The following is a 26,980-nucleotide window of genomic DNA, read 5'->3' as shown; positions in this document are numbered from 1 at the left end:
GGCACCCTGCCCCCCTCCCGACCTTCCCCCGCACGCGGGGGAAGGAGCGCGTCCCGAGGCGGGAGAGTGCATCGACACGTCCATCAGCGCGCCTCCTGCGGCTTCGTCGACCGCAATGCCAGCGGCCGGTTGTTGCGGTCCACCGGTGCGACGGCCTGGCCTTCGCGCAGCAGGTGGCCGCCGGCGGCGACCACCCAGTCGCCCGCCTTCACGCCGCCCAGCACCGGCACCGAGGCATCGCCGTAAGGACCGAGCTGCACGGCCTGCGCACGCGCCTTGCCGGTGGCAGGATCGACGACCCATACCGTGGTCGTGCCGTTTTCGCCGCGCTGGATCGCCGACAGCGGCAACGTCAACGCGGCCTTGTTGCCGGACTCCTGCACGTAGACACGCGCGCTCTGGCCCAGTTCGACCTGCTGCTGCGCGTCGCCCACCAGGCTGACGCGTGCGGCATAGGTGCGCGTCTGCGCATCGGCGGCGGGCGCAATTTCGCGGATCGCGCCGGGCAGGCGCTGTCCGGGCGCGTTCCACAATTCGATCACCACCGGCTGGCCGACGCTGAAGTCGCGGATGCGGTTTTCCGGCAGGCCGATGGCCACTTCGCGACCACCATCGGCCGCCAGCGTGAAGACGGTCTGGCCGGCGGCGACCACCTGGCCTGCTTCCGCCTGGCGGCTGGCGATGACGCCGTCGCGCGGCGCGCGCAACTGCGAGTAGCCCTCCTGGTTGCGCATCACGTCCATCTGCGCGCGTGCTGCGCGCGCCTGGCCTTCGGCCGCCTTGTAGGCGGCGACCTGCGCGTCGTACGCGGACTGGCTGACCAGCTTGTCGCCGACCAGCTTCGCGTAGCGGTCGCGGTCGCCGCGCGCGCGGACGAGATCGGCTTCCGCCGTAGCCTGCTGCGCCTGTGCGGCCTGCGCCTGCAGGGCGAAGTCGCCCGCGTCCAGCACGGCCAGCACCTCGCCCTTCTGCACGCGTGCACCGGCATCGACATTGCGCCGGACCAGATTGCCGCCGACCCGGAACGACAGCGGACTCTCCTCACGGGCGCGGACCTCGCCGGCGTACGCCGACAGCGCTGCTTCTGAACCCCCTCCCGGGTGCACCACCAGGGCGGGCCGTGGCGTTTCCGCCGGCTGCTCCGCACTGCAGGCGGCCAGGCCGACCAGTACGATTCCGAACATTCCGTTCCAGCGCGTCTGGCGCATGACCGCTCTCCGTTGCGACTTAATTAGTAGACTTGACGGTATAGTATAAATATCGAACCGGGTAGTCTAGTATTACGTCATGGTCAGCCCACGCTCCTCCGCCAGCCGCCCCAAGCCCCCCATCAAGTCCGCCGCCAGCGGTCCCGGCCGCCCCAAGGACCTGGGCAAGCGCGCCGCCATCCTCGAAGCCGCCAAGCAGTTGTTCGCGCGCGAGGGGTTCAACGGCGTCAGCATGGACCAGATCGCCGCCGAGGCGGGCGTCTCCAAGCTGACGGTGTACAGCCATTTCGGCGACAAGGACGCCCTGTTCGCCGCCGCCGTGCAGGCGAAGTGCGAGGAAATGCTGCCGGATGCGCTGTTCGAGATCGAACTGACGGGCAGCCTGCGCGACCAGCTGAAGGCCATCGCACAGGCGTTCTTCGCGCTGGTCACCAGCGAGGAGGCCATCAGCACGCACCGCATGATGATGGTCCCGGGCAACATCGACGACAAACTCAAGCAGACCTTCTGGGAAGCCGGCCCGCAGCGCACGCACGACGCGTTCGCCGCGATGCTGCAGGCGCTGGTAGCGAAGGGTGAGCTGGACATCCCCGACGTGGCCACGGCCTCGATGCAGTTCTTCACCCTGATCAAGGGCGAGGTGCATGCCCGCATGACCTGCGGCCTGTGCAGCCAGCCCGGCCCGCTCGACGCACGCCGGCATGTCGATGCCACGGTGGACATGTTCCTGAGGGCCTATGGCCGGCGCTGAAACTGAAGCGCGTCCCGGGCGACGGAGGTTGCGGTGACTTCCGGCACTGCGCCCGCCGCCGCGGCTGCCGCGATCCTTGCGCAGCGCGGACGCAGCCAGCCCGGTAAAATGCCCGGCCCAGCCTTCCGCGTCGGATGACCACCCCCATGACGATCAACTACACCCAGGCCCGCGAAAACATGGTCGAGCAGCAGGTACGTCCCTGGGACGTGCTGGATGCGCGCGTGCTGGAGACGCTGGCCACGCTGCCGCGCGAGGCCTTCGTGGCCGAGTCGCACCGTGCGCTGGCCTACGCGGACCTGGAACTGCCGCTGGGCCACGGCCAGTCGATGGCCAAGCCGGTCATCGAGGGCCGCACCCTGCAGGCACTGAAACCGCAGGCCGACGAAGACGTGCTGGAGATCGGCACCGGCAGCGGCTACCTCACCGCCTGCCTCGCGCACCTGGCGCGCGACGTGGTCAGCCTGGAGATCCATCCCGACCTCGCCGATGCCGCGCGCGCGCGCCTGGACGCCACCGGCCTCGGCAGCAACGTGCGCATCGAATCGGTCGACGCGCTGGCATGGAACAGCGACCGCCGCTTCGATGTGATCTGCGTGACCGGCGCCGTGTCGACCGTGCCGGCCCGCTTCCTGCAGTGGCTGCGTCCCGGTGGCCGCCTGTTCGTCGTACAGGGCGCATCGCCGGTGATGGAAGCCGTGCTGCACATCGCCGATGTCAACGGTGCACGCATCGAATCGTTGTTCGAAACCGACCTCCCCTATCTGGTCGGCGCCGCACCGGCGCCCCAGTTCGTCTTCTGAAGAAATACAAAAAGGAACCCCGCATGAGCCGTCGCCCCCTCGTACTCGCGCTCGCCCTGGCCCTGCCGTCCGCGGCCAACGCCACCGACCTGATGCAGACCTATGAGCTGGCGCGCACCGGCGACCCGACCCTGTCGATCGCGGAATCGACCCGCCTGATCGACAAGGAAGGGGCGGTGCAGGCGCGTGCGGCCCTGCTGCCGCAGATCACCGGCAGCGCGGGCTATCAACTGACCCACAGCAGCCGTCCAGGGGATCCGACCGGCGACGGCAAGAGCCGCAGCTACGGCGCCTCGGTCAACCAGACGATTTTCGACTGGAGCCGCATCGCCAACCTGCGCGGCCAGCGCGCCATCAGCCGCGCCGCCGATTTCGACCTGGCGTCCGCCAACAATGAACTGATCACGCGCACCTCGGCCGCCTATTTCAACGTGCTGATCGGCATCGAGTCGCTTGCTGCCGCCGAGACCAACGAGGCTGCATCGAAGAAGCAGTTCGACTACGCGCAGAAGCGCCTCGACGTCGGCCTGGCCCCGATCACCGACGTCCACGAAGCCCGCGCGCAGTACGACAGTGCGCGTGCGAATACGATCCTGGCCCGTAACGCACTGGACGACAGCTACCGCGCCCTGGCCGAGATCACCGGCCAGCCGATCAGCGGCCTGAAGGGCCTGCCGGACGACTTCCGCCCGGAACTGCCGGTGGAACAGAGCGCGCAGTCGTGGGTGGACCGCGCCCTGGAGCAGAATCCGAACCTGAAGTCGGCCGAGTATGTGCTGGAATCCTCGCAGCATGGCGTGTCCAGCGCTCGCGCAGGCCACTACCCCACGCTGAATTTCCGCGGTGGCTATTCCAATGGCACCGACTGGGACAGCGTGCCCGGTACGCTGTCGCGTGATGGCGAGGGCTACAACTGGGGCGTCACGCTGACCGTGCCGATCTTCTCCGGCGGCGCCACCCAGTCCGGCGTGCGCCAGGCACTGGCGCAGCGCGACCGCGCCGCCGATGGCCTGGAGCAGACCCGTCGCGCGCTGGTGCGCAACACCAGCAATGCCTACCAGGCGCTGGTCGCAGGCGTCACCGAAGTGGAGGCGCGCCGCCTGGCGGTCGTGTCTGCGCAGAGCGCGCTGGATGCCTCGCAGGTCGGCCTGGAAGTCGGTACCCGTACCGTGCTGGACGTGCTGCAGAACCAGCGCACGCTGTTCCAGGCGCAGGTCGAGTACGCGCGGGCGCGCTACAACTTCCTGCAGAACCGGCTGCTGCTGGAACAGGCCGCCGGCACGCTGGATGGCGCCGACGTACAGGACGTCAATCGCCTGCTGACCGCCGACGCCGAGGCGCGCCTGTCGTCGCAGCCCGTTTCGCAGTAACCCCTCGCGTCCCACGCGATCACGACGGCGGGCTTCGGCCCGCCGTTGTCGTTTCCGGTTATGGGCGTTTCTGTAGGAGCGACGTAAGTCGCGACCGGGAATCTTCCGCCCTGCTTCTACGCTGCGGGGTCATCGTGGCTCGCGGTCGCGACTTACGTCGCTCCTACAACGGCAACTCAGATCGCGCCATGCGCGCGCAACGCGGCGATTTCATCATCGCCGTAGCCGGCCTCGCGCAACACCTCGTCGGTATGCTGGCCAAGCAGAGGTGGCGCACGCCGCAGATCGACCGGCGTGGCCGACAGCTTCAACGGGCTCGCCACCAGCGGCACCGTGCCAACGTGCGGATACGCCACCTGCCCCACCATGCCGCGCGCCTGTACCTGCGGATCGGCGAATACATCGGCGATGTCGTTGACCGGTCCACACGGAATGCCGGCCGCTTCCAGCAGCGCCAGCCATGCTTGCCGGTCGCGCGACCGGAAGGCCGACTGCAACATCGGCACCAGCACGTCGCGATGGCGGACGCGTCCCGCATTGGTCGCGAAACGCGCGTCGCCGGCCAATGTGGAATCCCCCAGCACCTCGCACAGGCGCGCGAACTGCCGGTCGTTGCCGACCGCGACAACGAGGTGCCCATCGGCCACGGCGAAGACCTGGTACGGCACGATGCTGGCATGCGCGTTGCCCTGCCGCGGCGGCACCTCACCACCGACCAGGTAGTGGCTGCCGAGATTGGCCAGCATCGCCACCTGCGCATCGAGCAGGGCCATGTCGATCGCCTGGCCTTCGCCGGTGGCGTCGCGGTGGCGAAGCGCGGCGAGAATCGCGACGGTGGCGTACATGCCGGTGAACAGGTCGGCGACGGCCACACCGACTTTCTGCGGCTCGCCATCGGCGGTACCGGTGACGCTCATCAGGCCGCCGAGCCCTTGCACGGCGACGTCGTAGCCTGCGCGGTGCGCGTACGGACCCTCCTGGCCGAAGCCGGTGATCGAGCAGTAGACCAGGCGCGGATGCGCGTCACGCAGCGTTGCCGCGTCCAGGCCGTAGCGCGCCATGTCGCCGACCTTGAAGTTTTCCACCAGCACGTCGCTGTGCATTGCCAGCCGGCGGATGACGGCCTGGCCCTCCTCCGTGGAGATGTCGACCGTCAGCGAGCGCTTGTTGCGGTTCGCGCACAGGTAGTACGCGGACTCCGACGTCTCGTTGCCGTCGACATCGCGCAGGAACGGCGGACCCCAGCCGCGCGTGTCGTCGCCAGCGCCGGGGCGTTCCACCTTGATCACGTCGGCGCCGAGGTCCGCGAGTACCTGCGTGCACCAAGGCCCGGCGAGCACGCGCGTCAGGTCCAGCACACGCACGCCCTCCAGCGCGCGCGGCGCGTGCTTGGTCATGCCACCGGCGCCGGCAGGTGCGGGGCGATCATGGCCAGCGTGCGCGCCAGTGCGCCGCGGCCATGCTCGACCAGCGCGCGGCCACGGGCCGCGACCTCATGGCGTCGCGTGTCGTCCGCCAGCAGGTCGCCGACCGCATCGCCCACTGCCGCCGCATCCGGCGCAATCACCAGCGCATCGGCCTCCTCGAGACGGCGGGAAATCTCGCTGAAATTGTGCAGGTGCGGGCCGGTGACCGCCGGGGTGCCGACGGCGGCAGGTTCCAGCATGTTGTGGCCACCGATGGACTGCAGGCTGCCACCGACGAAGGCGACATCCGCGCAGGCGTAGAACGCCATCAGTTCGCCCAGCGTGTCGAGCACGAAGACATCGTTGTGCGCGTCCGGCCAGCGATCGCCGCGGCGGGTACCGACGTTCCAGCCCGCCTCGCGTGCAGCATCCGCCACCCGCGGGAACCGTTCCGGGTGCCGCGGCGCCCACAGCAGCAGCAGGTCGGGCCAGCGTTGGCGCAGGCGTGCGTGGATGGCGAGCACCGGCCCCTCTTCGTCCTCGTGGGTGCTGGCGGCGATCCAGACGCGGCGTCCCGGCGACAGGTGCTGGCGAAAGCCTGCGACCACCTCGGCGACGTTGGCCGGCACGGGGATGTCGAACTTCAGGTTGCCGACGTCGCGCACCTGCGCGGGCGCCGCGCCGAGCTGGATGAAGCGCTCGGCATCCGCTTCCGACTGCGCCGCCACCTTGCGCACCGTGCGCAGCGTGCGCGCGATCAAGGGCCGCAACACGCTGTAGCCGCGCAGCGAGCGTGCGGACAGGCGCGCATTGAGGATGTACACCGGCACCCGGCGATCGTGGCAGCCGAACAGCAGGCTGGGCCACAATTCCGTTTCCATGATCAGCGCCAGGCGCGGCGGGAATTGCCGCAGGAACCGCGACACGGCGCCGGGCAGGTCGTACGGCGAATACACGTGCGACACGCGCTCGCCCCACAGCGCCTGCACACGCTGCGAGCCGGTCGGCGTGATCGTGGTGATCAGCAGGCGCAGGCCGCGATGCCGCTTCAGCAACGCATCGACGACGGGCGCGGCGGCGTTCACTTCACCCACCGACACCGCATGCAGCCACACGTCGACGGTGCCGCCGGGCATGGCGTAGCTGCCGTAGCGCTCGTTCCAGCGCTGGAAGTAGTCCGGGTAACGGAAACCGCGCCAGATCAGGTGGTAGATGGTCAACGGGGTCAGCACGTACAGCACCGCCGAATACAGGGCGCGCAGCAGGCGTTCGGCGGTACGGTTCGACATGGGCGACAAGGATACCCGGGGCCGCCGCTACAATGGGCCATGGCCGAATCCGAGAAACGACCCTCCGACGCCGGCGAACGCCCCCCGCGGGGGCTGCGCCAGTGGCCGGCCTGGATCGGCATCGGACTGGCGTGGCTGGTCGCACGCCTGCCGTGGGCGCTGCAGCGAGCACTCGGTCGCCTGACCGGCGCGCTGTTCTTCATGACGATGCGCGAGCGCCGCGAGATCGCACGCCGCAACATTGCGCTGTGCTTCCCGGCGCTGACCCCCGCCGAACAGGACGCCTTGGCCAGGACGAGTTTCGCCGAGCTCGGCATCGGCCTGTTCGAGTTCGCGCGCGCCTGGTGGGGCAGCGTCGACCCGATGCGACGCGGCTTGCGGGTGGAAGGCCTGGAACACCTGGCCGCGGCGCGCGCTGGCGGCCGTGGCGTGATCGTCGTGTCCGGCCACTTCACCACGTTGGAAATCTCGGCACGGCTGATGTGCGACTACGCGCCGCTGGCCGGCATGTACCGCCCGCACAACCAGGGCGCGATGGAATGGGCGGTCAAGCGCGGCCGCCTGCGCTACGCCACCGCGATGTTCACCCGCGACGAGTTGCGACCCGCGCTGAAGCACCTCAAGCAGGGCGGCCTGCTGTGGTTCGCGCCGGACCAGGACACGCGCCGCGGCGAGAGCGTGTTCGTCCCGTTCTTCGGCCATCCCGCCTACAGCCTGACCTCCACGCACCAGCTGGCCCGGCTGTCGGGCGCGGCGGTCATCGCGTTCTCGCACGTGCGCCGCGAGGACGGCGGCTACACGCTGAAACTGTCGCCGGCATTCGAGGGCTTTCCGTCTTCCGATGCCACGGCGGACACGGCGCGCGTGATCGCCGCGATCGAGGACATGGTGCGCGACGCTCCCACGCAATATCTGTGGATACACCGGCGCTTCAAGCGCCAGCCCGACGGGCGCGGCGCACTCTACCGGTAGAGATCCGGCTCGCCCGGCGGCCGCGTCTTGAAGCGGCGATGCACCCACAGGTACTGCTCCGGGTGCTGGCGGACGGCGGCCTCCAGTTCGGCCATGTAACGCGCCGCGTCCTGCACGGGATCTCCGCTCGGCCATCCGCTCCAGGTCGGCTCCACGCGCAGTTGATAGCGTCCCTGAGCGTCGCGATAAAACCAGAACGGCAGCACGACGGCATCGCCGCGGCGTGCAAGGTCGGGCGTCGCGGTCAGGGTTGCGGCCTGGATGCCGAAGAACGGCACGAAGGCGTTCTGGTAGTTGAAATCCTGGTCCGCCGAGTACGCGACGATGGCGCCGCGCGACAGCGCGCGCAGCAGGCCGCGCACGTCCTTCTTGCCGATGACATCGGCGAACACGCGGCGGCGCGCGCCGTCCATGAGGCGCTCGATGCAGGGATCGTTGTTGCGCCGCGCGACGATGGTCACGCGCTGGCCGAGCGCCTCGCCCAGCAGGCGCGCGCACAGTTCCGAATGCGGAATGTGCCCGCCGAACAACAGGATGCCGCGTCCCTGCGCCTGTGCAGCGCGCACGTGCTCCAGTCCCTGCACATCGGCCAGTCCACGCAGCACGCGCGCAGGCGCGTACCAGCCGCGGACCAGTTCGAACGCGCCGGTCACCGTCGCGCGCACCGTGTCGCGCAACAGGCGCGCGCGGGCGCGATCGTCCAGTTCGGGAAAACACAGCGACAGGTTGGTCGCCGCATGACGCCTTCGCTTGGCAAGCAGGGGCCACAACAGCGCAGTCGCCAGCCTGCCTAGCGCCAGCAGCCAGGATTGCGGCAGGCGCGCGATGCCGGAGGCCAGCAGATTGGCGGGCGCCACGAACCAGCAGCGCACGCCGGACGCGCGCTCACTCGTCATCGCGCGCCAGCAGGCTGCCCGCATACAGGGCCGCCAGCATCAGGGTGAGTCCGCCCCAGAAGGTGGAATAGAACGCCAAATGGGTGTTGATCGGAAATACCGTCACCGCCAGCGCCAGCATCGCCGGCCGCGCGCGTTCCTTCGCCTGCGGCGTGGCGTATCGCCACGCGCGCCAGGCCAGTGCCGCGCCCGCCAGCCACAGCAGCAGGCCGATGATGCCGGTTTCGCTGAGGATTTCGAGGACGATCTGGTGCGCGTGGAACGCCGGGCCTTGGCCCCACGCAGGCCGCCCCTCGGCATTCGCATCGCAGGCGGGGAAGGCTTCGCGGAAGCCGCGCGCGCCGACGCCGTTGACCGGATGCTGCGCGATCATGCAGCCCGCCGCCGACCATATCTGTGCACGACCGGACAGGGCGGTATCGACGCTGGACTCGCTTGCCGTCAGTGCATGCGTGGTGAGGCGCATGCGCTCACGCACCTGCGGCGACACCAGCGTCAGGCCGACCAACAGCACCGCACCGAACGCGAACACGCCCACCAGCCGTTGCCAGCCCAGCAGCTTCCAGCCGGAGAACACTAGCACCAGCGCGTAGGTGATCCATGCCGCACGTGCGCCGGCCAACAGCACGACGACGCCGATCGCCATCGACGCCAGCAGCCAGCCCGCAACCTGCATGCGCCGTGCAGCCGCGAACAGCAGGAACGGCGACAGGCTGGCTATCACCATGCCCAGCTTGCGGTTGCAGGGGCCAAGGAACCCGCTGAGCCGATCGATGCCGGCCATCTGCTCCAGCGTGCACATCGGTCGCCCGCTGATCAGCTGCTTCAACTGGTCCAGCCCCCAGAACAGCGGACTGGTACCGAACACCACCTGCGCCAGCGCGTCCAGCGTCCAGACCGCGACGATGATCGCCAGGCCATTGAACGTCGTGCGACGTTCCTGCGCATTGGCGACCGATGCCGCCACCAGCCACAGGAACGGCAGGTAACGCAGGTCCACCGCCGCTTCGCGCAGGGCGCGCGGCGTATCGACCGCATCCACGGCGGAGATGGCCTGCGGCAACCAGTACGCGGCGAACAGGGCACTGGTCAGCGCCCACGCGGCACCGCTCAACAACCGCGTACCGCCCCGGAAGCGTCCCAGCAGCAGGTGCACGATCGCCGCCAGCGCGCCCAGCACCATCACCGCTTCGGCATAACCCGGCGCCGGCCACAGCGCGACGTAGGTCAGCACCCAGGCCGGCGCCCAGCGCCAGCCATGCGCGTCCTGGCGTGCGGGCGAGGCAGGGATCGATGGCGAATCAGCGGTCATCGGCGAGATCGTGGTAGAGGGCGAGCGTGGCGTCCTGCATCGCGCGCAGGGTGTAGGCGTGCATCGTAGCCAATGGCGGTGGCGGATGGGCGAGCATCGCCTTCACGGTATCGAACAGGCGATCTTCGTCGAAGGCCGGTACCGCACCGGGCGGTTGGAGTTCGGCCAGCAACTCGCCGACGCCGCCATGCGCCCAGCCAACGACCGGCCGCCCGACGGACAACGCCTCGATCACCGTGCGACCGAACGCTTCCGGCTTGCGCGACAGCTGCAGCACCAGATCGCTGGCCGCATACGCGCGCGCGATCTCCGTGATCGGCGGCGCGATCACGAGCGCATCGGCGACGCCACCCGACTGCGCCTCCGCTTCCAGTGCTGCCACGTATGGCCCACGCCCCGCTTCACGGGTGCCGGGCATCCACAACCGCGCGTCCATGCCCGTCGCCCGCAGGCGAGCCAGCAGCGCGATCGCCTCGCGATGTCCCTTCAGGCGCGTTCCCCGTCCGGGCAACAGCAGCAGCGGTCCATCGCCCGACAACGCAGGATGCTGCGCCGCCGCCCATGCGCGCGCATCCAGATCGGGATGCGCGGCGCGCGGGAACTGGGCCGGATCGATCCCGCGTGGAATCACCGCCAGCCGGGCGGGATCGGTTCGCGGATAGTGATGCAGCAGGTAACGGCGCACGGTGTCGGACACGCAGATCACGCGCTCGCCGTACGTCATCACCGCGCTGTAGCGGCCTGGCGAATTGAGTCCGTGCATGGTGGTGACGAAGCGCGACCGCGTCGTCGCCGGCAGGCCGCGCACGGCCCAGAGACCCAGCCAGGCCGGCAGGCGCGAACGCGCATGCACGATATCGGCACCGACCTCGGCGAACAGCCGCCGCAGCGCGACGACATGGCGCAGGCTGAGCAGCGACTTGCGGCCGATGTCGAGGACGACGTGCTCCGCGCCGGTGGCACGCAATGCCGGTTCCAGCCGGCCGCCTGCGGAAACCACCACGGCACGATGGCCGGCGCGTACCAGCGCGTCGGCGATCTCGAGGGTGGAGCGTTCGACACCACCGGATTCCAGCGCCGGCAGCAACTGGACGACGGTCAACCGGCGCATGGTCGGGGGGCGATGCGGCGCGACCGCATCAGAACGTCAATCGGCCAGCACGAAGTGCGAACCGCAATACGGGCATTGCACCTCGCCGCCCGGCGCATCCTCGATGGCCAGGTACACGCGCGGGTGCGAGTTCCACAGCGCCATCGACGGCAGCGGGCAGCTCAGCGGCAGGTCGGCGCGCGACACGGTGTAGCGCTTCTGGGCGTTGGCGGGCGCGGTGGCGGTCTGGCTCATGGCGGTGGACAGTGGCGAAACAGGGGTGGTCAGTCTAGCAGCCGCTCCCGGACGCCCCAAGGCGCGGGGTCCGGAACGAAGAACGCCGCCCGGGAGAGGGCGGCGTTCCGGAGCGCATCGACCGGGGGACGGATTACTTCTTCGCGTCGGCCGTGGCTTCGGTGGTGATCTTCAGCGCGACCTCGTCGCTGACCATCGGCGCATACGCGCCCACGTCGAAATCGCTGCGCTTGACGGTGGCCGTGGCGTCGAAGCCGATCGCCGGCACCTTCTTCATCGGGTGCTCACCCACCTTGTTCAGCGTCACGTCCAGCACAACCGGCTTGGTGATGCCCTTGATGGTGAGGTCGCCGGTGACCTTCAGCTTGCCTTCGCCCGCGGCCTCGACCTTGGTGCTCTTGAAAGTCGCGTTGGGATACTTGGCGGCATCGAACCACTTGTCGCTGGTCAGGTGGTCGTAGAACTGGTCGGCCAGCGCGCTCAGGCCGGTCAGCGGCAGCGTGACCTGCACGCTGGACTTGGATACGTTGGCGGCGTCGTACACCAGCGTGCCGTCGGCCTGGCCGAAGTTGGCGCTGGGGTTGGAGAAGCCGAAATGGTTCCAGCTGGCCAGTACGTTGGTGTGGCTGGGATCGAGCTTGTAGGTCACCGGCGCGGCGAAGGCGGAACCGGCGAACGCGAACAGGGCGGCAACGAGCAGGGTCTTGCGCATGGGGATGTCTCCGGGTGGTGGGGTGTCAGAGGATGCGCGCGGCTTCGTCGAAGCCCAGGCGCGGGGAACGCGGGAAGATGCTGGCGGGATCGCCGTGGCCCAGGTTGACCAGGATGTCGGACTTGATCGCGGTGCCGGCGAAGAACGCCTCGTCGACCTTGTCGGCGTCGAAGCCGGTCATCGGACCGGCATCCAGGCCCAGCGCACGCGCGGCGATGATCAGGTAGCCCGCCTGCAGGCTCATGTTGCGCAGCGAAGGCTTGCCGCGGTTTTCGCGCGGACCGTCGAACCAGGCCTTCGCATCGGTGTGCGGGAACAGGAACGGCAGCTTTTCGTGGAAATCCTCGTCGCGGCCGATGATGACGGTGACCGGCGCCGCCATCGTCTTCTCGTAGTTGCCTTCGGACAGCGCCGGACCCAGCTTGGCCTTGGCCTCGGCCGACTTGACGAACACGAAGCGCGCGGGCGTGGTGTTGGCCTGGGTCGGCCCGAACTTCAGCAGGTCGTACAGCTGCCGCAGGGCGTCGTCGCTGACCTCGCCGGTGAAGGCGTTGTAGGTGCGTGCGGTGCGGAACAGCTGGTCGAGCGAGGCGGCATCAAGGGCGTGGGACATGGGTTACCTGTCGCGAAGAAGGAAACGACCGCAGCGGCGGGGCCGGCGGCGCGGAGGGGCAGTGTAGAGTGTCCTGACTATGGCAACATCCAATCGACCCGGAACGGATTGTTTTAACCAGTGGAACAAACAAGCCCCGTCCAGGCCGAATCGCGCGGCCTCTGCACACTGACCGATGGCCACGCCGGCAACGTACGCCAGACGCAGTCGTTGGCGCGCGCACTCGGCGGTGAGGCGCGCGACGTCGTGCTCGCGCCGCGTGCGCCGTGGCGCTGGCTCGCACCCCGCGTGCTGCCCGGCGCGACGCGCGCCTTCGGTTCCACCTTCGCCCCATTGCTGCGCCAGCCACCCGCACTGGCGATCGGTTGCGGCCGCCAGGCCGCGCTGGCGACACGATTGCTGCGCGCCCGCGGCAGCCGCGTCGTGCAGATCCTCGATCCGCGCATCGACCCGTCGCACTGGGACCTCGTCATCGCGCCGGAGCACGATGGCTTGGCCGGCCCGAACGTGCTGACCCTGCTCGGCAGCCTGAATCCGGTCGACGATGCCTGGCTGGCCGACGCACGCGCCGCCTTTCCGTCCTTCGCCACCCTGCCGTCGCCCCGCACGGCGGTACTGCTCGGTGGCGACAGCGCGCACTACCGGTTCGACGCCGACGCGTTCGCGCGGCTCGCGATCCTGCTCGATGAGATGGCGGACGGCGGCAGCCTGCTGGTCACCACGTCGCGACGCACGCCCACCGCCGTGGTCGACGCCGTGCGCCGGCGCTGGGTGCAGCGGTCGCACACGGTGCTGTGGTGCGGCCCGTCCGACGGCCCGAATCCCTACGCCGGCCTGCTGGCCTGGGCCGACCGCATCGTCTGCACGCCGGAGTCGGTCAACATGGTGTCGGAAGCCTGCGGCACGCGTGCGCCGGTGCAGGTGTTCGAACGCGATCGCGTGACGGGGCGGCCACGCCGCTTCCTCGACGCACTGCATGCGCGCGGACGCCTCCGCGATGCCGCCGATGGACCGTCGCCATTCGAGGGCCAACCCCTGCGCGAGACCGCACGCATCGCCGCGGACGTGCGCTTGCGCCTGGCGATCTGACGCCGAGCTACGGGTCGCGCACCTCGAAGTCGAGTCCATGCGCGGCCGTCGTCCGCATCACCACCGCGCGCGCCGTCGCCAGTGCCGCGTTCTCGACGACCAGACGCGGACGCCGGTCCAGCGTGCAGGCCAGGCCTTCGGCCACGAACGTCGCGTGGACCGCATCCAGGGCCGGCGCTTCCTCCGCGGACAACGCGCCCGCGGTCGCCAGCGCGATCACCAGCCCGGGCGTGTCGCGTGGTGCCAGCAGGGCGGGCTGTGCGTCCGCATCGCGCAGCACCAGGTACTGCAGCAGGAATTCCAGGTCGACCAGGCCGCCGGCGCCCTGCTTCAGGTCGAAGCGCGCGATATCGCTGCGATCCAGTTCGGTACGCATGCGTGCGCGCATCTTCACCACGTCGCTGCGCAGGGTTTCGAACTCGCGCGGCCGCGCCAGCGTCGCCGTGCGGATGTCCTCGAACGCCTGCCGCAGCGTCGCGTCGCCGGCCACGCCGCGGGCGCGCACCAGCGCCTGGTGTTCCCAGGTCCATGCGCGATCGCGCTGGTACTCGGCGAAGCTGGCCAGCGACGACACCAGCAGACCTTTCGCGCCGTCGGGACGCAGGCGCACATCGACATCGTAGAGACGGCCGGCCGCGGTCACCGCGCCGAGCAGCGCGACGACCTTCTGCGCCAGCCGCGCATACCAGCGACCGGCTTCCAGCGGGCGCGCGCCATCCGACTCCACCTCGGCGGGCGCATCGAACAGGAACACCAGGTCGAGGTCCGACCCGAAGCCCAGTTCCTCGCCACCCAGGCTGCCGTAGCCGATCACCGCGAACCGGCCCGCCGCGACGACGCCGTGCGACGCGGCGACATCGCGCGTGGCGACCTGCACCACGACGCGGACGACCTCGTCCGCCAGCCATGCCAGCTGGCGCACGCTGTCGCGCGCCGACTGCCGCCCATCGAGTGCCGCCAGCGCGACGCGGAAACTCAACGCGAGCCTGCGCTCGTTCAACACGCGCAGGCAGGTCTCAGGATCGTCTTCCTGCAGCGCGGCTTCGCACTCGGCGCGCAGTTCGTCGCGGTCCGGCATCGGGCCGGACACGCGCGTGTCGAGCAGTTCGTCCAGCAGCAGCGGATACTGCGCCAGGCGCTCGGACAGCAGCGCGCTGCGCGCCAGCACGTCGACCAGCCGGCCCAGCGCGCTGGGCTGTTCGTCGAGCAGCGCGAGATAGCTGGCGCGACGCAGGATGGCCTGCAACAACGACAGCACGCGGCGCAGCGCGGCATCGGGTTGCGACGAGCGCGCACACGCATCGAGCAGCGCAGGCACCACGCGATCCAGCCGCGCGCGCGCGCCGTCGGACAACGCACGCACCCCACTGAACTGCGCGAACTCGCGCAACGCGCCGTCGGCGCTGCCCGCATCGGCGAAACCCGACGACGCCAGCGTCTCCGCTTCACCGCCGTCGGGCAGCGCGCGCCAGTACAGCGCCAGCACGCCTGGCGCCACGTCACGCCGGCGCGGCGCCAGCAATTCGGCGAACTCGGCGGATACGCGGGCGCGCTGTACATCCAGCGCGGCGCGCAAGCTGTCCCAGTCCGGATAGTCGAGGCCGCGCGCGACGCGGTGGCGATCCAGCGGATCCTCCGGCAACCCGTGCGTCTGCGCATCACGCAGCATCTGCAGGCGGTTCTCCAACCGGCGCAGGAAGCGATACCCCTGCAGCAATGCATCGCCCTCCTCCACCGACACCTGCCGTGCCGCGACCAGCGCCGGCAGCGCGACGCGCAGACGGCGTTCGCGCAATGCCGGTTCGCGGCCGCCGCGGATCAGTTGCAGCGCCTGCGCCAGGAATTCGATCTCGCGGATGCCGCCCGGTCCGCGCTTGATGTCGTCCGCCAACTCGCGACGCGCGACTTCGGCGGCGATGGCCGCCTTCATCTCGCGCAGTCCGTCGAGCGCGGTGTAGTCCAGGTAGCGGCGATAGACGAACGGACGCAGCGACTCCAGCCACTGCTCGCCTGCGATGATGTCGCCCGCCACCGCGCGCGCCTTCAGCCATGCGTAGCGTTCCCAGTCGCGGCCCTCGCGCTGGAAATACTGGTCCATGCCGGCGAACGACAACGCCACGCGGCCGGCATTGCCGAACGGCCGCAGGCGCAGGTCGACGCGGTGGCAGAACCCATCGACCGTCGGTTCGTCCAGCAGCTTCGCCAGCCGCTGGCCCAGCCGCATGAAGTAATCCTCGGCTGCGAGCGACCGCGCGCCATCGGACTCGCCACCTTGCGGATAGGCGTAGACCAGGTCGATGTCGGAGGAGAAGTTCAGTTCGCCGCCGCCCAGCTTGCCCAGGCCGAACACGACCAGCCGCTGTGCGCTGCCATCGGCCGCACGCACCACGCCGTGGCGCTGTGCGAATTCCGCTTCCAGGGCCTCGAGGGCAGTCTGCAGACAGACTTCCGCCAACCGCGTGGTGCCGGCCAGCGTGTCGTCGACGGTGTCCAGGCCATGGACGTCGCGCCACACCAGCCGCGTCGATTCCGCGGTGCGGTAGCGGCGCAGCAACTCGGGCCATTGCCCGCTGTTGTCGGCCGTCAACGCGGGCGTCGGCCACGGTGCGGCGCCATCATCGTGCAGCAAGGCAGCCAGCAGGTCGGGTTGCCGACGCAGGGTTTCGAGTGCGAAGTCGCTGGTCGCGATCACGCGCGACACGCGCTCGACATGTCCCGCATCGACCAGCAACGCATCGCTGCCGGGCGACGATGCGCGAAGACGCGCCAGGCCGCGCTCGGTCAGTGCGGTACGTTCGGCATCGAGGGAAAGGTTCGCGTCGTTCATGGCGACCGATTGTGGCATGGGGTGGCGCAACACACCCGATCAGTAGCCGCCGATGTAGGAGTGACGTGAGTCGCGACCGCACGCCGCCCGACCGCAACAACCTGCGGCAAAGATGCGCCCGCCGGGGACGCATGCGCTTCTATTGCTTCCAGCCGTCATTGACTACCCAGCCGTGCGGTCGCGACTCACGTCGCTCCTACAACAGGCAGGATCACGCCGCCTGCGACAGATCCGGCAAGGCAGCTTCGTGCCGCAACGACAGCCCGAACTGCTCGGCCATGTGCTTCAGCAGCACCGGCTTCACCTGGTCCATGCCGGCCGGACCGCCGAGGTCGGCCAGCGAGACGACCTGCAGGCCCTGGTAACCGCAGGGATTGATGCGATGGAACGGCTCCAGGTCCATCGCGATATTGAACGCCAGGCCATGGAACGTGTAGCCACGGCGCACACGGATGCCGAGCGCACCGATCTTGGCGCCGGCCACGTACACGCCCGGCGCGCCGTCCTTGCGTTCCGCATGGATGTTCCAGTCGGCGAGCGTGTCGATCATCGCCTGCTCGATCTTGCAGACGTACTCGCGCACGCCCACCTTGAGGCGCTTCAGGTCGAACAGCGGGTACGCGACGATCTGGCCGGGGCCGTGGTACGTCACCTGCCCGCCGCGATCGACGTTGATCACGGGAATGTCGCCCGCCGCGAGTACGTGCTCTGGCTTGCCGGCCTGGCCGAGGGTGAACACCGGGTCGTGCTCGACCAGCCACAGTTCGTCGGCGGTGGCTTCGGTCCGCGCATCGGTGAAGCGTTGCATCGCGCGCCAGACCGGCTCGTACGGCTGGCGGCCGAGCTCGCGCACGATGCAGGTCGCCGTCACAGCGTCCACTTCACTTCGGGATGGTCGCGCAGGGCTTCATGGGCGGCGTCGTACTGTGCGCGGTCGTTGGCCTGGAAGCGGATGCGCACGGACACGTACTTGCCGTTGGCCGAATGCTTCCAGCTGATGTCTTCGTGGACGACCTCCACACCCTTGGATTCCAGCAGGCGCGGCAGCTCGGTTTCCAGGCCGGTGCCCGCCGTGCCCATCGCGCTGAGCTCGAACGTGCCGGGGAACTGGAAGCCGTGTTCGGGATTGTCTGATTTGATTTCCATGCCCGGATTATTGGGACACCGGCAACGAAAGCCAAGCCACGCGGCACTGGAATGACGAAGGGCCGCTTGCGCGGCCCTTCGTTCCTGCAGCACGGCGGTTCAGCGCGCCAGTTGCACCAGGCTGGACGAGACCCAGCCCTTGTTGCCGAGTTCGTCCTCGACTTCCCACATTACGCCGTCCTTGTTGCCGGTCGGGTACAGCATCATGCCCGGATCCAGGTCGCGCACGGCCTTGCCGGTGCCCTTCGGGTTGGCGAACAGGCGGCCCGGCTTGGTCATCTCGACCGCCTGCTGGGCGTTGGACGCCGAGGCGTTGCCGGACAGGCCGCCCAACTCGCTCACCAGGTTGGTGTAGGCCTGCAGGTAGGCCAGCGTGATCACCTGGCCGATCTCGGTGTTGGCGTAACCGCTCGCACCGCCGCCGCCCCAGTGGCTGCCGGTGAACAGGCTGCCGCCCGCGCCCCAGCCGATGTCGGTCTTCTTGGCGCTGCCCTCGGCCATCGCGACCTGTTCGGACGAACGCACGTCGGTGACCGTCAGCACCACGTCGGCGGTCTTCTTCTTCATGTCCAACCCACCGACCACGCGGCCCAGGTTGCCGCCCACCAGTCCGCCCAGCAGGCCGCTGATGGCGTTGCCGCCGGCGTTGCTGTTCTGCGAGATCAGGTCGGGCACCAGCACGTAGTCGGCGGCGCGGATCTGGCCCTTGCCGACATTGGAGCGGTTGCGCAGCTCACCGCTGGCGGCCAGGCCACGCTCGGCCATCGCCGCACCCATGCCCACGCCACGGTCCACCAGCGTGAAACAGCGCGACTTGTTGACGAACACCTTGATCAGCTTCGACGGTGCCGGCAGCTGCTGGCCGCTCCACCAGTTCACGCCGTCCTCCGGCTCGATCACCGAGATCGTGCCGAGCGGCTTGCTGCAGGTCGGGATCTCAGCGGTCTGCTGCTTGCGCTGGTCCTGTGCGCTCTGGCGCTGCGCCCACGCGGGCGTTGTCGCAGCGGCCGCCATCAGCAGGCAGGCCGTCATCGTTACCTTCTTGCAGGTTCCCCTGTTCACGCGTGCTTCTCCTTCAGAATGATAGTGCCCGCACCCCGCGGACCTTCCGTTGCGGGCGTGGCCTGCCTTCGCGTGCCGGGTCGCCCGAACGCGATGATAGGCGAAGAATGCGGTTTCGCTGGCTACATACGCGAAGAGTGAGAGTCGAAGGCCACCGGACCCGGCACGGAACGACGATGCGGCGATAATGCCGGCCACGTCCGCGAGGTCCACCGTGCCCTACCTGCTTTCCAGCGTTGTGTGCAGCGTGCTCGTCTCGGTCCTGCTGAAGCTCATGCAGCGGCGCGGCATCGACACCGCCCAGGGCATCGCCTGGAACTACCTCGCCGCTTCGCTGCTGTGCTTCACCCTGCTGGACCCACCGCTGGCGTCGCTCGCCGCACCGCATGCCCCCTGGCGTGCGCTGGCGCTGCTCGCGGTGCTGCTGCCGGGCATTTTCCTGGCCTTGTCGGCGTCGGTGCGCGCGGCCGGCATCGTGCGTACCGACATCGCCCAGCGGATGTCGCTGGTGCTGTCGCTGCTGGCCGCGTTCCTCTGGTTCGGCGAACGGGCCGATGCGCAGCGTCTGGCGGGCCTCGCGTTCGGCCTGATCGCCATCGTGCTGCTGGTGCTGAGGCCACGCACGGAAACGCCCACACCTTCGGGCACAGCAGGCTGGTCTGGTTGGGCACTGCCGCTGGTCGTGCTGGTCGGCTATGCCGGTATCGACGTACTGCTGAAGCACATCGCGGCCGCCGGTACGCCGTTCGCGGCTTCGCTGCAGGTCGCGTTCGTCGCCGCGTTCGTGGTGATGATGGCGGTGCAGGCCGTGCGACGCGCGCGGGGTGGCCCGATGCTCACGCTGTCCGCGCTCGGTGCGGGCCTGCTGCTGGGCGCGCTGAACTTCGGCAACATCCTCTTCTACGTGAAGGCGCACCGTGCGCTGCCTGACAACCCGGCCGTGGTGTTCTCGACGATGAACATCGGCGTGGTCGTGCTGGGGGCGCTGGCCGGCATGCTGCTGTTCCATGAGCGACTGAGCCGGATGAACCTGCTGGCGATTCCACTGGCGATCGCCGCCATCGCGCTGATCGCCCTGGGGTTGTAGGGGCCGCAATGAAAAAGGCCGGCATGCGCCGGCCTTTTCTTCAGCAGGTGGTACGCCGGATCACTCCGACTCCCACCACATCCAGAACGCATCCCACAGGCGCTTGAAGAAGCCGGCCTCTTCGATCGGTGTGATCGCCACCAGCGGCGATTCCGCGACGACCTTGCCGTCCAGCGTGACCTTCACCGTGCCGATGGCCTGGCCCGCGGTGATCGGGGCGACCAGCGTCTTCGGCACGTCCATCGTCGGCTTCAACTCTTCGTAGCGGCCGCGCGGCACGCTGACCAGCATCGGCTGTGAAACGCCCAGCTGGACCTCCTTGGCCTGGCCCTTCCACACGCGCTGCGTGGCGATGGCCTTGCCCGGCTCGTACAGGCGGTGCGTTTCGTAGAAGCGGAAGCCCCAGTTCAACAACGCCAGGCTGTCGTCGGCGCGCTGCTTCTCGGACGTCGAGCCCATCACCACCGCGATCAGGCGCTGGTCGCCGCGCTTGGCGGAACTCATCAGGCAGTAACCCGCGCCGGAATGGTGGCCCGTCTTGATGCCGTCGACGCTCTGGTCGCGCCACAGCAGCAGGTTGCGGTTCGGCTGGGTGATGGTGCCGACCGTGAATTCCTTGATCTTGTTGAACGCGTACTGCTCGGGATACTCGCGGATGAAGGCGCGGCCCAGCAGCGCCAGGTCGTACGCCGTCGAGTAGTGTTCCGGCGCGGACAGGCCGTGCGCGTTGACGAAGTGCGAGCCCTTCATGCCGATGCGCGCGGCATAGTTGTTCATCAGCGACGCGAAGGCCTCCTGGCTGCCGGCGGCATGCTCGGCCAGCGCGATGGCAGCATCGTTGCCCGACTGCACGGCCATGCCCTTTTCCATGTCCAGCAGCGGCGCGGTCTTGTTGACGGCGAACCCGCTGTAGCTGCCGTCGGTGCCTGCGCCGCCTTCGCGCCAGGCGCGCTCGCTCATCATCACCTGGTCGTCGGGCTTGATCTTGCCGTTCTTCTGCTCGGCGGCCAGCACGTACGACGTCATGACCTTGGTGATGCTGGCCGGCTCGACGCGCTCGTTGTAGTTCTCGCCGGCCAGTACCTGCCCGGTGATGTAATCCATCAGCACCCAGGCGGTGGCGGTGGGCGTGGGCGCGGGCGGAATCGCCACGGCAGCGGCAGGCGCGGCGGGTTGCGGCGTCGGCGCGGGCGTCTGGGCGATGGCCAGCCCCATGGCGGTGGTCGCGAGCGCGGCGAGAGCGAAACGGAACTTCATCGGCGGAAAACTCCTGGCAAGGCCGTGGGCCTGACGATTCAAGCGAATATTGTAGGGACGACGATCGCGACTTGGGTTGGAAAGACGTAAAAAAGCCGGCGCCCGGCGCGGCTGCCGCTACTCGCGGACGATCTGCGGGCGACCGAAGCCCAGGCTGGCGATCCTGCCCGCCAGCGCCTCCGCCGATGCGGCATCGGCCGCCCCCACGCGCAGGCGCCACAGCGGACGGTCGGCGCCGGGCACGTCACTGAGCCGCGCATCGGCGATGCCCGCCGCCGTCAGCCGTGCAAGTGCGCGATCGGCGTTGTCGCGACTGGAGAAACTGGCGACCTGCAACTGCAACGCCGCGGGCATCGAGGCGACCGACGGGACGGCGGGAACGACGGCCGCCCGGGCGGCGGACGCCACGGGTGGCGTCACTGACGCCACCGGCATGCCGGGCTTGCCCGACGCCACGCGCACGCCGTTGGCCTTCATCCATTCGTCGAAACCGGCGGCACTGGGCGTATCGCCCGGCTTGGCGGGCACGTGGTAGCGGACGGCATCCTTCGGCAACTGCCCCACCAGGTGGTCCATCGCCGACGGCTCGGCGGCAGGCGCGGTGGCCAGCACGCTGCCGTCCGGCGTCAGGGCGCGCACTTCCACGCGGCCGGTACCGCGCTGCGTGATGCCCAGACGGACTGCGGCGGCATAGCTGAGGTCGATCACGCGGCCTTCGTGGAACGGTCCGCGGTCGTTGACGCGAACGACCACCGACTTGCCGTTGTCCAGGTTGGTCACGCGCGCGAAGCTCGGCAGCGGCAACGACTTGTGCGCGGCGCTGTAGGCGTACATGTCGTACACCTCCTGGTTGGAGGTCCGGCGGCCATGGAACTTGTTGCCGTAGTACGACGCCGTGCCCTGCTCGACATAACCATCGACGCGGTCGAGCACCTTGTACTGTTTGCCGAGCACCGAATACGGCGACTTGTTGCCCACGCTCGAACGCGCTTCGGCAGTGACGACGGGTTCGCGGATGCAGTCCAGGTCGGGCACGTGGTCGGGCGTGGTATCCGACACCCCCGGCTTGTACAGCCCGCCCGCCGTGTAGTTGCCGCGCGTGGACAGATCTTCCTGCGCCGGGGCATAGCGCGAGCAGTCCCTGCCTGCAGTGGACGACGACGCGGTGGATGACGGCTTGCCCGCGTGACCGGAAGAAGCGGGCGACGGGGATTTCTTCGGCGCCGTGCTGCACGCGGCCAGGGCCACCGCCAGCAGCGGCAGTACCAGCCACTTCATGCCGGCGGGATCTCGCGGCCGGCGATGGCTTGCGACAGCTGGTACACCGCCATCGCGTACATCTTGGAATTGTTGTAGCGGGTGATCGCGTAGTAGTTCTGGAAACCAAGCCAGTACTGCTTGCCGTCGGCACCGTCCAGTTGCACCAGCGTCGCCGTCGCGTCAGGCGCCACCGGCTCCAACGGGCGGTAACCCTTCTCGGCCAGCTGCGCCAGCGTGTAGTCGGGCGTCCACGTCTCCGGATTGAACTCGGCGAAACCATCCTGCAGCTGCGCGCGCGCCACCACCGCACCGCCCGGCACCCAGCCACCGCGCTCGCCGCCCTTCTTGCGGAAGTAGTTGGCGATCGAGGCGAAGATGTCCGGATAGGTGGTGAACAGGTCGCGGCGGCCGTCGCCGTTGCCGTCCACCGCGAACTCGCGGTAGCTCGACGGCATGAACTGGCCCAGCCCCATTGCGCCGGCATAGCTGCCGGTCAGCGAGGCGATGTCCAGCTTCTCCTCGCGGCCCAGCGCGAACAGTTGCGCCAGTTCGTCGCGGAAGAACTGCTCGCGGCGATGCTCGTAGGCAGCGCGTGCCGGATCACCGGTGCGCGGATAGCGGAACGCCAGCGTGTACAGCGCGTCCAGTACCTTGTGCCGACCGGTGAAGCCGCCGTAGTTGGTCTCCACGCCGATGATCGAGACGATCACTTCGGCGGGCACGCCGTACTGCTGCTCGACACGGGTCAGTTCGTCGCGATGCGCGGCGATGAACTTGCGTCCACCGTCGATGCGCGCCTGGGTGAGGAAGCCGACGCGGTATTCGCTCCACGGCTTCACCCGCTCGGCGGGACGCGACATCGCCGCGACCACGCTGTCGAGGAACTGCGCCTTCGCCAGCGTCGCTTCGATCTCGGCGGGTGCGATGCCGTACTTCGCCGCCGTGTCGCGCACGAACTGCGCGCGGGCGGTGGGGAAATCGACCGGCTTCAAGGCCTCGGGCGGCACCTCGGCGACGCGTTCGACCGAGGTTTCGGCCGGGGTCGTCGGGGCGGGCGTGGAAGGCGTCGCCGACGCTGCCGGCGGCGGTGGTTGCGGTGTGGCACAGGACGCAAGGCCCAGCACCAGCAGACAGGAAAGTGCGTTTCGCATCATCGGCGCGAGGGTAGCACGCACCTTTCGCGGCAGGGTGAACAGCACACGCGATGCGGACGTGAGGCGACGCGCTCAGTAGCCGTGCACGGGTCGATGCGCTCGCACCGCCATCACCAGCCCCAGGCCGGCGAGCAGCGATACCGCCGACGTACCGCCATAGCTCAGCAACGGCATCGGCACGCCGACCACCGGCAGCAGGCCCGACACCATGCCGCCGTTGACGATGACGTAGACGAACAGCGCCATGCCCAGCGTGCCGGCAAGCAGCCGTGAATAGGTATCGCGCGCGTCCATCGCGATCCACAGGCAGCGGCCGACGACGAACAGGTACAGCGACAGCGCGATCGCCACGCCGACCCACCCGAACTCTTCCGACAGCACCGAGAAGATGAAGTCGGTGGTGTGTTCCGGCAGGTAGTCGAGGTGCGACTGCGACCCCTGCCCCCAGCCCTTGCCGGTCCAGCCGCCACCACCGATGGCGATCTTCGACTGCAGGATGTTCCAGCCGGCGCCGAGCGGATCGTTCTCGGGATCGCGGAAGGTCAGGATGCGGTTCTGCTGGTACTCGCGCAGGAACGAGAACCACGAGATCGGCGCGAACATCACCAGCCCCACCGCGGTGCCGCCGAACACGCCGGCGGTGATGAACCACCACCACGACAGCCCGGCGAGGTACAGGCCGAACACGCCGCTGGCCGCCACCAGCATCGCCGTGCCGAAGTCCGGCTGCAGCAGGATCAGCCCGGTCGGCAGGCCGATCAGCAATGCCGCGACGAGCGTCGTGCGCCAGCCCGGTGGCAGCGGTTCGCGGTGCAGGTACCACGCCAGCATCATCGGCAGCGCGATCTTCAGCAGCTCCGACGGCTGCAGGTAGAAGAACTTCAGGTCGATCCAGTGCGCGCCGTGCTTGCCGGTGCCGATGAACAACACCAGCACCAGCGGCAGCAGCGCCACCGCGAACACGCCCGGCGTCCACGCGCGCAGGCGCACCGGGGTGACGCGCGACAGCGCCCACATCGCCACCAGGCCCACGCCGAAACGCACGCCCTGCGCCAGCACCAGGCGCTCGCCCAGCGCCTCGCCCCCCGCGCTGTAAAGCACCGCCAGGCCGATCGCCATCAATGCCAGCAAGGCACCGAGCAGCCACCAGTCCAGCGTGCGCAGCAGATGTCGCAGCAGGTCGAAGCCCCAGCGCAGGAGGTCGGTCATGCCGCGGTACTCGGCGCGGATGCCGCTTCAAGCCCCTCTCCCCCCGGGAGAGGGGTTGGGGTGAGGGTCGGGGCATGCGCGATGGCGGGCATGTTCGAGCGAAAAGGTACGAGCACGGCCATGCCATGAACACCTGCGCGCATCCCCTCTCCGCCGACCCTCACCCCAACCCCTCTCCCGAGGGGAGAGGGGCTTTGGGCGGGCGCTCCCCTGGAGGGAGAGGGGCTTTGAACGGGCACTCCGCCAGAGGGAGCGGGACTCGGAGCCTGGCTTGGAGTCGGATTCGTCTGCTGCACGGGTGCCGTTGTCGGCGATGCCGGCGGTGTCGCGGGCGCCGTGCCTGCAGGAACCCCTTCCCCACCCTCCTGCTCCGGCATCTTCCCCAGCAGATACGCATCGAAGATCTTGCGCGCCATCGGGCCGGCGGTGCTGCCGCCGTAGCCGCCGCCTTCGACCGCGATGGCGATGGCGATGGTGGGGTTGTCGGCCGGTGCGAAGCCGACGAACAGCGAGCGGTGGCGCAGGTGCATCGGCAGGCTGCGCGGATCGACCGCAGCCGTGCCGCGACGGCTGATCACCTGCGCGGTACCGGTCTTGCCCGCCATCAGGTACGGCGCGTTCAGCGCGACGCGCCAGCCGGTGCCGCCAGGCTGCATGGTGTCCTGCATGCCGAGCCGCACCACCTCGACGTTGGCGGGATTCGGGCTGATCGCGATGGGCGCGGGCTGCGGCAACGGTTCCCACGGCCGGTCGAACCCGTGCCGCACCTCGCCGACCAGATGGGGGCGCCGCAGCTGCCCGTTGGCGATGCCGGCAGTGGCGCGCACCAGTTGCAGCGGCGTGACTTTCCAGTCGCCCTGGCCGATGGCGACGTTGACGGTATCGCCGGGATACCAGCGTTCCTTGCGCGATTTCAGCTTGGCCGCCGGCGACGGCAGGATGCCGCCGATCTCGCCGCGCAGGTCCACGCCGGTCGGCTGGCCGAAGCCGTAGTGCTCCATGTAGTCGTCGAACTGCGCGATGCCGAGATCCAGCGCCAGCCGGTAGTAGTACGTGTTGACCGATTGCGAGATCGACTTGCGCAGGTTGGTCACGCCGTGGCCGCGACGGCTGGCATCACCCCAGCCGCGGCTCGTGCCGGGCAGGTAGAACATGCCGGTGGATACCACCGTGTCCTCGGGCCTGCGCTTGCCGCTGTCCAGGCCGGCGAGTGCGATCAGCGGCTTCAGCGTCGACCCGGGCGCCACGCCGCCCAGCACCAGCCGGTTGAACTGCGGCCGCGACGGGTTGTCGTTGAGCCGCTTGAAGTCCGTGCTGGAAATGCCGTTGACGAACAGGTTGGGGTCGTAGCTGGGCAGGCTGACCATGGCCAGGATTTCGCCGGTGCGCGGATCCACGGCGATGGCCGAACCCTCCAGTTCGCCGAAGGAATCGACGATGGCCTGCTGCAGCTTCGCGTCCACGCTCAACCGCAGGTCGGTGCCCGCCTGGGCCGGCACGCGGCCGACCACGCGCAGCGCGCGCCCTTCCACGTTGGTCTCGACCTTCTCGTAGCCGATCCTGCCGCGCAGCTGCTCGTCGTAGTAGCGCTCCAGCCCGGTCTTGCCGATATGGGTCAACGCCGAATTGATCTCGCCCAGCGTTTCGAGATCCTTCTCGTCGATGCGCCCGACGTAGCCGACGATGTGCGCGAACAGCTCGCCATAGGGATAGCGCCGGGTCAGGTACGGCACCAGTTCCACGCCGGGATAGCGCCAGCGGTCCACCGCGAAGCGCGCCATCTCTTCCTCGCTCACGCGCAGCTTCAGCGTGATGGGACGGAAGCCGCGCGTGGCCTTGCGCGTGGCCTCGAAGCGTTCGATGTCCTCCGGCGACAGCGCGATGATCTTCGCCAGATCGGCGACCAGCTTCGCCGGCTCCTTCACCTTGTCCGGCGTGACGTCGAGGCGGAACGCGGGCACGTTCTCGGCCAGCAGCAGGCCATTGCGGTCGTAGATGGTGCCGCGCCCGGGCACGACGGGCCGCGGACGGATGCGGTTGGCTTCCGAGCGCGTCGCGTACTCGTCGTGGTCGACCACCTGCAGCTTGAAATACCAGGCGCCCAGGCCTATCAGGCACAGCGCCACCACGGCGAAGCCGGTCACCGCCCGCCGACGGAACTGGTCGGCTTCGGCGTGCGGGTTCTTGCCGCGCCGGCGGGTTCCGATCATCG

23 protein-coding genes and 1 pseudogene are annotated in these 26,980 nt (G+C 69.1%); 6 read left to right on the top strand and 18 right to left on the bottom strand.

Annotated features, from left to right (window positions below; genetic code table 11):
* Positions 1-83 precede the first annotated feature (83 nt).
* Complete coding sequence (locus V7060_RS10595; RefSeq protein WP_334179200.1) at positions 84-1,208, bottom strand: efflux RND transporter periplasmic adaptor subunit; 1,125 nt, start codon at positions 1,206-1,208, stop codon at positions 84-86.
* A gap of 79 nt (positions 1,209-1,287) precedes the next feature.
* Here V7060_RS10595 and V7060_RS10590 point away from each other — a divergent pair, with 79 nt between their 5' ends.
* The 3 genes from V7060_RS10590 to V7060_RS10580 all read left to right on the top strand — a co-directional run bounded on the left by V7060_RS10590 (position 1,288) and on the right by V7060_RS10580 (position 4,132).
* Entirely contained in the window at positions 1,288-1,959 is a 672-nt protein-coding gene (locus V7060_RS10590) for a TetR/AcrR family transcriptional regulator (RefSeq protein ID WP_334179199.1), read from the top strand.
* A gap of 146 nt (positions 1,960-2,105) precedes the next feature.
* Positions 2,106-2,762, top strand: coding sequence for a protein-L-isoaspartate O-methyltransferase (locus tag V7060_RS10585; protein WP_334179198.1), 657 nt, complete (start codon positions 2,106-2,108; stop codon positions 2,760-2,762).
* Positions 2,763-2,785: 23 nt separating this feature from the next.
* A complete protein-coding gene (locus V7060_RS10580) occupies positions 2,786-4,132 on the top strand; it encodes a TolC family outer membrane protein (protein ID WP_334179197.1) in 1,347 nt (448 codons plus the stop codon).
* Positions 4,133-4,308: 176 nt separating this feature from the next.
* Here V7060_RS10580 and V7060_RS10575 read toward each other — a convergent pair whose 3' ends face one another.
* Together V7060_RS10575 and waaA are read right to left on the bottom strand one after the other, a co-directional pair.
* Positions 4,309-5,529, bottom strand: a complete 1,221-nt coding sequence (locus V7060_RS10575; protein ID WP_334179196.1) for a CaiB/BaiF CoA-transferase family protein — start codon at positions 5,527-5,529, stop codon at positions 4,309-4,311.
* Positions 5,526-6,827, bottom strand: a complete 1,302-nt coding sequence (gene waaA / locus V7060_RS10570) for a lipid IV(A) 3-deoxy-D-manno-octulosonic acid transferase (protein WP_334179195.1) — start codon at positions 6,825-6,827, stop codon at positions 5,526-5,528. Before waaA ends, V7060_RS10575 begins: the two co-directional genes overlap by 4 nt.
* A 39-nt stretch (positions 6,828-6,866) precedes the next feature.
* On the opposite strand from waaA, the gene lpxL reads away from it, so the two are divergent.
* Complete coding sequence (gene lpxL, locus V7060_RS10565; RefSeq protein WP_334179194.1) at positions 6,867-7,799, top strand: LpxL/LpxP family Kdo(2)-lipid IV(A) lauroyl/palmitoleoyl acyltransferase; 933 nt, start codon at positions 6,867-6,869, stop codon at positions 7,797-7,799.
* On the opposite strand, the gene V7060_RS10560 is transcribed toward lpxL, so the two are convergent.
* The 6 genes from V7060_RS10560 to V7060_RS10535 form a co-directional block, all read right to left on the bottom strand.
* Positions 7,790-8,695, bottom strand: coding sequence for a lipid A biosynthesis lauroyl acyltransferase (locus V7060_RS10560; protein ID WP_334179193.1), 906 nt, complete (start codon positions 8,693-8,695; stop codon positions 7,790-7,792). The genes lpxL and V7060_RS10560 overlap by 10 nt on opposite strands.
* The gene (locus V7060_RS10555) at positions 8,685-10,007 is read right to left on the bottom strand and encodes an O-antigen ligase family protein (protein ID WP_334179192.1); all 1,323 of its coding nucleotides are present in this window, start codon (positions 10,005-10,007) and stop codon (positions 8,685-8,687) included. Before V7060_RS10555 ends, V7060_RS10560 begins: the two co-directional genes overlap by 11 nt.
* Positions 9,997-11,118 carry a glycosyltransferase family 4 protein gene (locus tag V7060_RS10550; protein WP_334179191.1) on the bottom strand — a complete coding sequence of 374 codons (1,122 nt, stop codon included), beginning with the start codon at positions 11,116-11,118 and terminating at the stop codon, positions 9,997-9,999. The genes V7060_RS10555 and V7060_RS10550 overlap by 11 nt, the downstream gene beginning before the upstream one ends.
* 36 nt (positions 11,119-11,154) lie before the next feature.
* Positions 11,155-11,352, bottom strand: coding sequence for a zinc-finger domain-containing protein (locus V7060_RS10545; RefSeq protein ID WP_334179190.1), 198 nt, complete (start codon positions 11,350-11,352; stop codon positions 11,155-11,157).
* Between the two features lie 133 nt (positions 11,353-11,485).
* Entirely contained in the window at positions 11,486-12,064 is a 579-nt protein-coding gene (locus V7060_RS10540; protein ID WP_334179189.1) for a YceI family protein, read from the bottom strand.
* 25 nt (positions 12,065-12,089) lie between these two features.
* Positions 12,090-12,677 (bottom strand): malonic semialdehyde reductase, encoded by a 588-nt coding sequence (locus V7060_RS10535; protein WP_334179188.1) that lies wholly within the window; start codon positions 12,675-12,677, stop codon positions 12,090-12,092.
* A gap of 120 nt (positions 12,678-12,797) precedes the next feature.
* Here V7060_RS10535 and V7060_RS10530 point away from each other — a divergent pair, with 120 nt between their 5' ends.
* Positions 12,798-13,766, top strand: coding sequence for a mitochondrial fission ELM1 family protein (locus tag V7060_RS10530; RefSeq protein ID WP_334179187.1), 969 nt, complete (start codon positions 12,798-12,800; stop codon positions 13,764-13,766).
* A gap of 7 nt (positions 13,767-13,773) precedes the next feature.
* On the opposite strand, the gene glnE is transcribed toward V7060_RS10530, so the two are convergent.
* From glnE to V7060_RS10510, 4 genes are all read right to left on the bottom strand, one after another.
* Positions 13,774-16,593 carry a bifunctional [glutamate--ammonia ligase]-adenylyl-L-tyrosine phosphorylase/[glutamate--ammonia-ligase] adenylyltransferase gene (glnE, locus tag V7060_RS10525; RefSeq protein ID WP_334179186.1) on the bottom strand — a complete coding sequence of 940 codons (2,820 nt, stop codon included), beginning with the start codon at positions 16,591-16,593 and terminating at the stop codon, positions 13,774-13,776.
* A gap of 211 nt (positions 16,594-16,804) precedes the next feature.
* Positions 16,805-17,464, bottom strand: coding sequence for a lipoyl(octanoyl) transferase LipB (gene lipB, locus V7060_RS10520; RefSeq protein ID WP_334179185.1), 660 nt, complete (start codon positions 17,462-17,464; stop codon positions 16,805-16,807).
* On the bottom strand, positions 17,461-17,739 hold the full coding sequence (locus V7060_RS10515) for a DUF493 family protein (RefSeq protein ID WP_192310976.1): 279 nt from the start codon (positions 17,737-17,739) through the stop codon (positions 17,461-17,463). The genes lipB and V7060_RS10515 overlap by 4 nt, the downstream gene beginning before the upstream one ends.
* 99 nt (positions 17,740-17,838) lie before the next feature.
* Entirely contained in the window at positions 17,839-18,771 is a 933-nt protein-coding gene (locus tag V7060_RS10510) for a CsgG/HfaB family protein (protein ID WP_334179184.1), read from the bottom strand.
* Positions 18,772-19,015: 244 nt separating this feature from the next.
* Here V7060_RS10510 and V7060_RS10505 point away from each other — a divergent pair, with 244 nt between their 5' ends.
* Complete coding sequence (locus V7060_RS10505; protein ID WP_334179183.1) at positions 19,016-19,888, top strand: EamA family transporter; 873 nt, start codon at positions 19,016-19,018, stop codon at positions 19,886-19,888.
* Between the two features lie 60 nt (positions 19,889-19,948).
* On the opposite strand, the gene V7060_RS10500 is transcribed toward V7060_RS10505, so the two are convergent.
* From V7060_RS10500 to mrdA, 5 genes and pseudogenes are all read right to left on the bottom strand, one after another.
* The gene (locus tag V7060_RS10500; protein ID WP_334179182.1) at positions 19,949-21,145 is read right to left on the bottom strand and encodes a D-alanyl-D-alanine carboxypeptidase family protein; all 1,197 of its coding nucleotides are present in this window, start codon (positions 21,143-21,145) and stop codon (positions 19,949-19,951) included.
* Between the two features lie 117 nt (positions 21,146-21,262).
* Positions 21,263-22,423, bottom strand: a complete 1,161-nt coding sequence (locus tag V7060_RS10495; protein WP_334179181.1) for a septal ring lytic transglycosylase RlpA family protein — start codon at positions 22,421-22,423, stop codon at positions 21,263-21,265.
* On the bottom strand, positions 22,420-23,559 hold the full coding sequence (gene mltB, locus V7060_RS10490; RefSeq protein ID WP_334179180.1) for a lytic murein transglycosylase B: 1,140 nt from the start codon (positions 23,557-23,559) through the stop codon (positions 22,420-22,422). The genes V7060_RS10495 and mltB overlap by 4 nt, the downstream gene beginning before the upstream one ends.
* A gap of 72 nt (positions 23,560-23,631) precedes the next feature.
* On the bottom strand, positions 23,632-24,768 hold the full coding sequence (gene rodA / locus V7060_RS10485) for a rod shape-determining protein RodA (protein WP_334179179.1): 1,137 nt from the start codon (positions 24,766-24,768) through the stop codon (positions 23,632-23,634).
* A gap of 374 nt (positions 24,769-25,142) precedes the next feature.
* Positions 25,143-26,978, bottom strand: a pseudogene (mrdA, locus tag V7060_RS10480) (penicillin-binding protein 2); the annotation flags it as partial.
* Positions 26,979-26,980: the final 2 nt, after the last annotated feature.

This window comes from Pseudoxanthomonas sp., assembly GCF_036845285.1.
Classification (GTDB): Bacteria; Pseudomonadota; Gammaproteobacteria; order Xanthomonadales; family Xanthomonadaceae; genus Pseudoxanthomonas_A.
Note: the sequence above shows the minus strand (reverse complement) of the source record. Positions and strands in the feature narration are given on the sequence as shown.

Excerpts from the sequence above, each read along its gene's own strand:
- V7060_RS10550 (WP_334179191.1), bottom strand. The coding sequence starts at position 11,118 with ATGCGCCGGTTGACCGTCGTCCAGTTGCTGCCGGCGCTGGAATCCGGT.
- V7060_RS10540 (WP_334179189.1), bottom strand. The coding sequence starts at position 12,064 with ATGCGCAAGACCCTGCTCGTTGCCGCCCTGTTCGCGTTCGCCGGTTCC.
- V7060_RS10590 (WP_334179199.1), top strand. The coding sequence starts at position 1,288 with ATGGTCAGCCCACGCTCCTCCGCCAGCCGCCCCAAGCCCCCCATCAAG.
- V7060_RS10560 (WP_334179193.1), bottom strand. The coding sequence starts at position 8,695 with ATGACGAGTGAGCGCGCGTCCGGCGTGCGCTGCTGGTTCGTGGCGCCC.
- V7060_RS10555 (WP_334179192.1), bottom strand. The coding sequence starts at position 10,007 with ATGACCGCTGATTCGCCATCGATCCCTGCCTCGCCCGCACGCCAGGAC.
- V7060_RS10545 (WP_334179190.1), bottom strand. The coding sequence starts at position 11,352 with ATGAGCCAGACCGCCACCGCGCCCGCCAACGCCCAGAAGCGCTACACC.
- V7060_RS10495 (WP_334179181.1), bottom strand. The coding sequence starts at position 22,423 with ATGAAGTGGCTGGTACTGCCGCTGCTGGCGGTGGCCCTGGCCGCGTGC.
- glnE (WP_334179186.1), bottom strand. The coding sequence starts at position 16,593 with ATGAACGACGCGAACCTTTCCCTCGATGCCGAACGTACCGCACTGACC.
- mltB (WP_334179180.1), bottom strand. The coding sequence starts at position 23,559 with ATGATGCGAAACGCACTTTCCTGTCTGCTGGTGCTGGGCCTTGCGTCC.
- V7060_RS10510 (WP_334179184.1), bottom strand. The coding sequence starts at position 18,771 with ATGACGGCCTGCCTGCTGATGGCGGCCGCTGCGACAACGCCCGCGTGG.
- V7060_RS10500 (WP_334179182.1), bottom strand. The coding sequence starts at position 21,145 with ATGAAGTTCCGTTTCGCTCTCGCCGCGCTCGCGACCACCGCCATGGGG.
- V7060_RS10535 (WP_334179188.1), bottom strand. The coding sequence starts at position 12,677 with ATGTCCCACGCCCTTGATGCCGCCTCGCTCGACCAGCTGTTCCGCACC.
- V7060_RS10515 (WP_192310976.1), bottom strand. The coding sequence starts at position 17,739 with ATGGAAATCAAATCAGACAATCCCGAACACGGCTTCCAGTTCCCCGGC.
- V7060_RS10575 (WP_334179196.1), bottom strand. The coding sequence starts at position 5,529 with ATGACCAAGCACGCGCCGCGCGCGCTGGAGGGCGTGCGTGTGCTGGAC.
- lpxL (WP_334179194.1), top strand. The coding sequence starts at position 6,867 with ATGGCCGAATCCGAGAAACGACCCTCCGACGCCGGCGAACGCCCCCCG.
- V7060_RS10580 (WP_334179197.1), top strand. The coding sequence starts at position 2,786 with ATGAGCCGTCGCCCCCTCGTACTCGCGCTCGCCCTGGCCCTGCCGTCC.
- waaA (WP_334179195.1), bottom strand. The coding sequence starts at position 6,827 with ATGTCGAACCGTACCGCCGAACGCCTGCTGCGCGCCCTGTATTCGGCG.
- V7060_RS10585 (WP_334179198.1), top strand. The coding sequence starts at position 2,106 with ATGACGATCAACTACACCCAGGCCCGCGAAAACATGGTCGAGCAGCAG.
- V7060_RS10595 (WP_334179200.1), bottom strand. The coding sequence starts at position 1,208 with ATGCGCCAGACGCGCTGGAACGGAATGTTCGGAATCGTACTGGTCGGC.
- rodA (WP_334179179.1), bottom strand. The coding sequence starts at position 24,768 with ATGACCGACCTCCTGCGCTGGGGCTTCGACCTGCTGCGACATCTGCTG.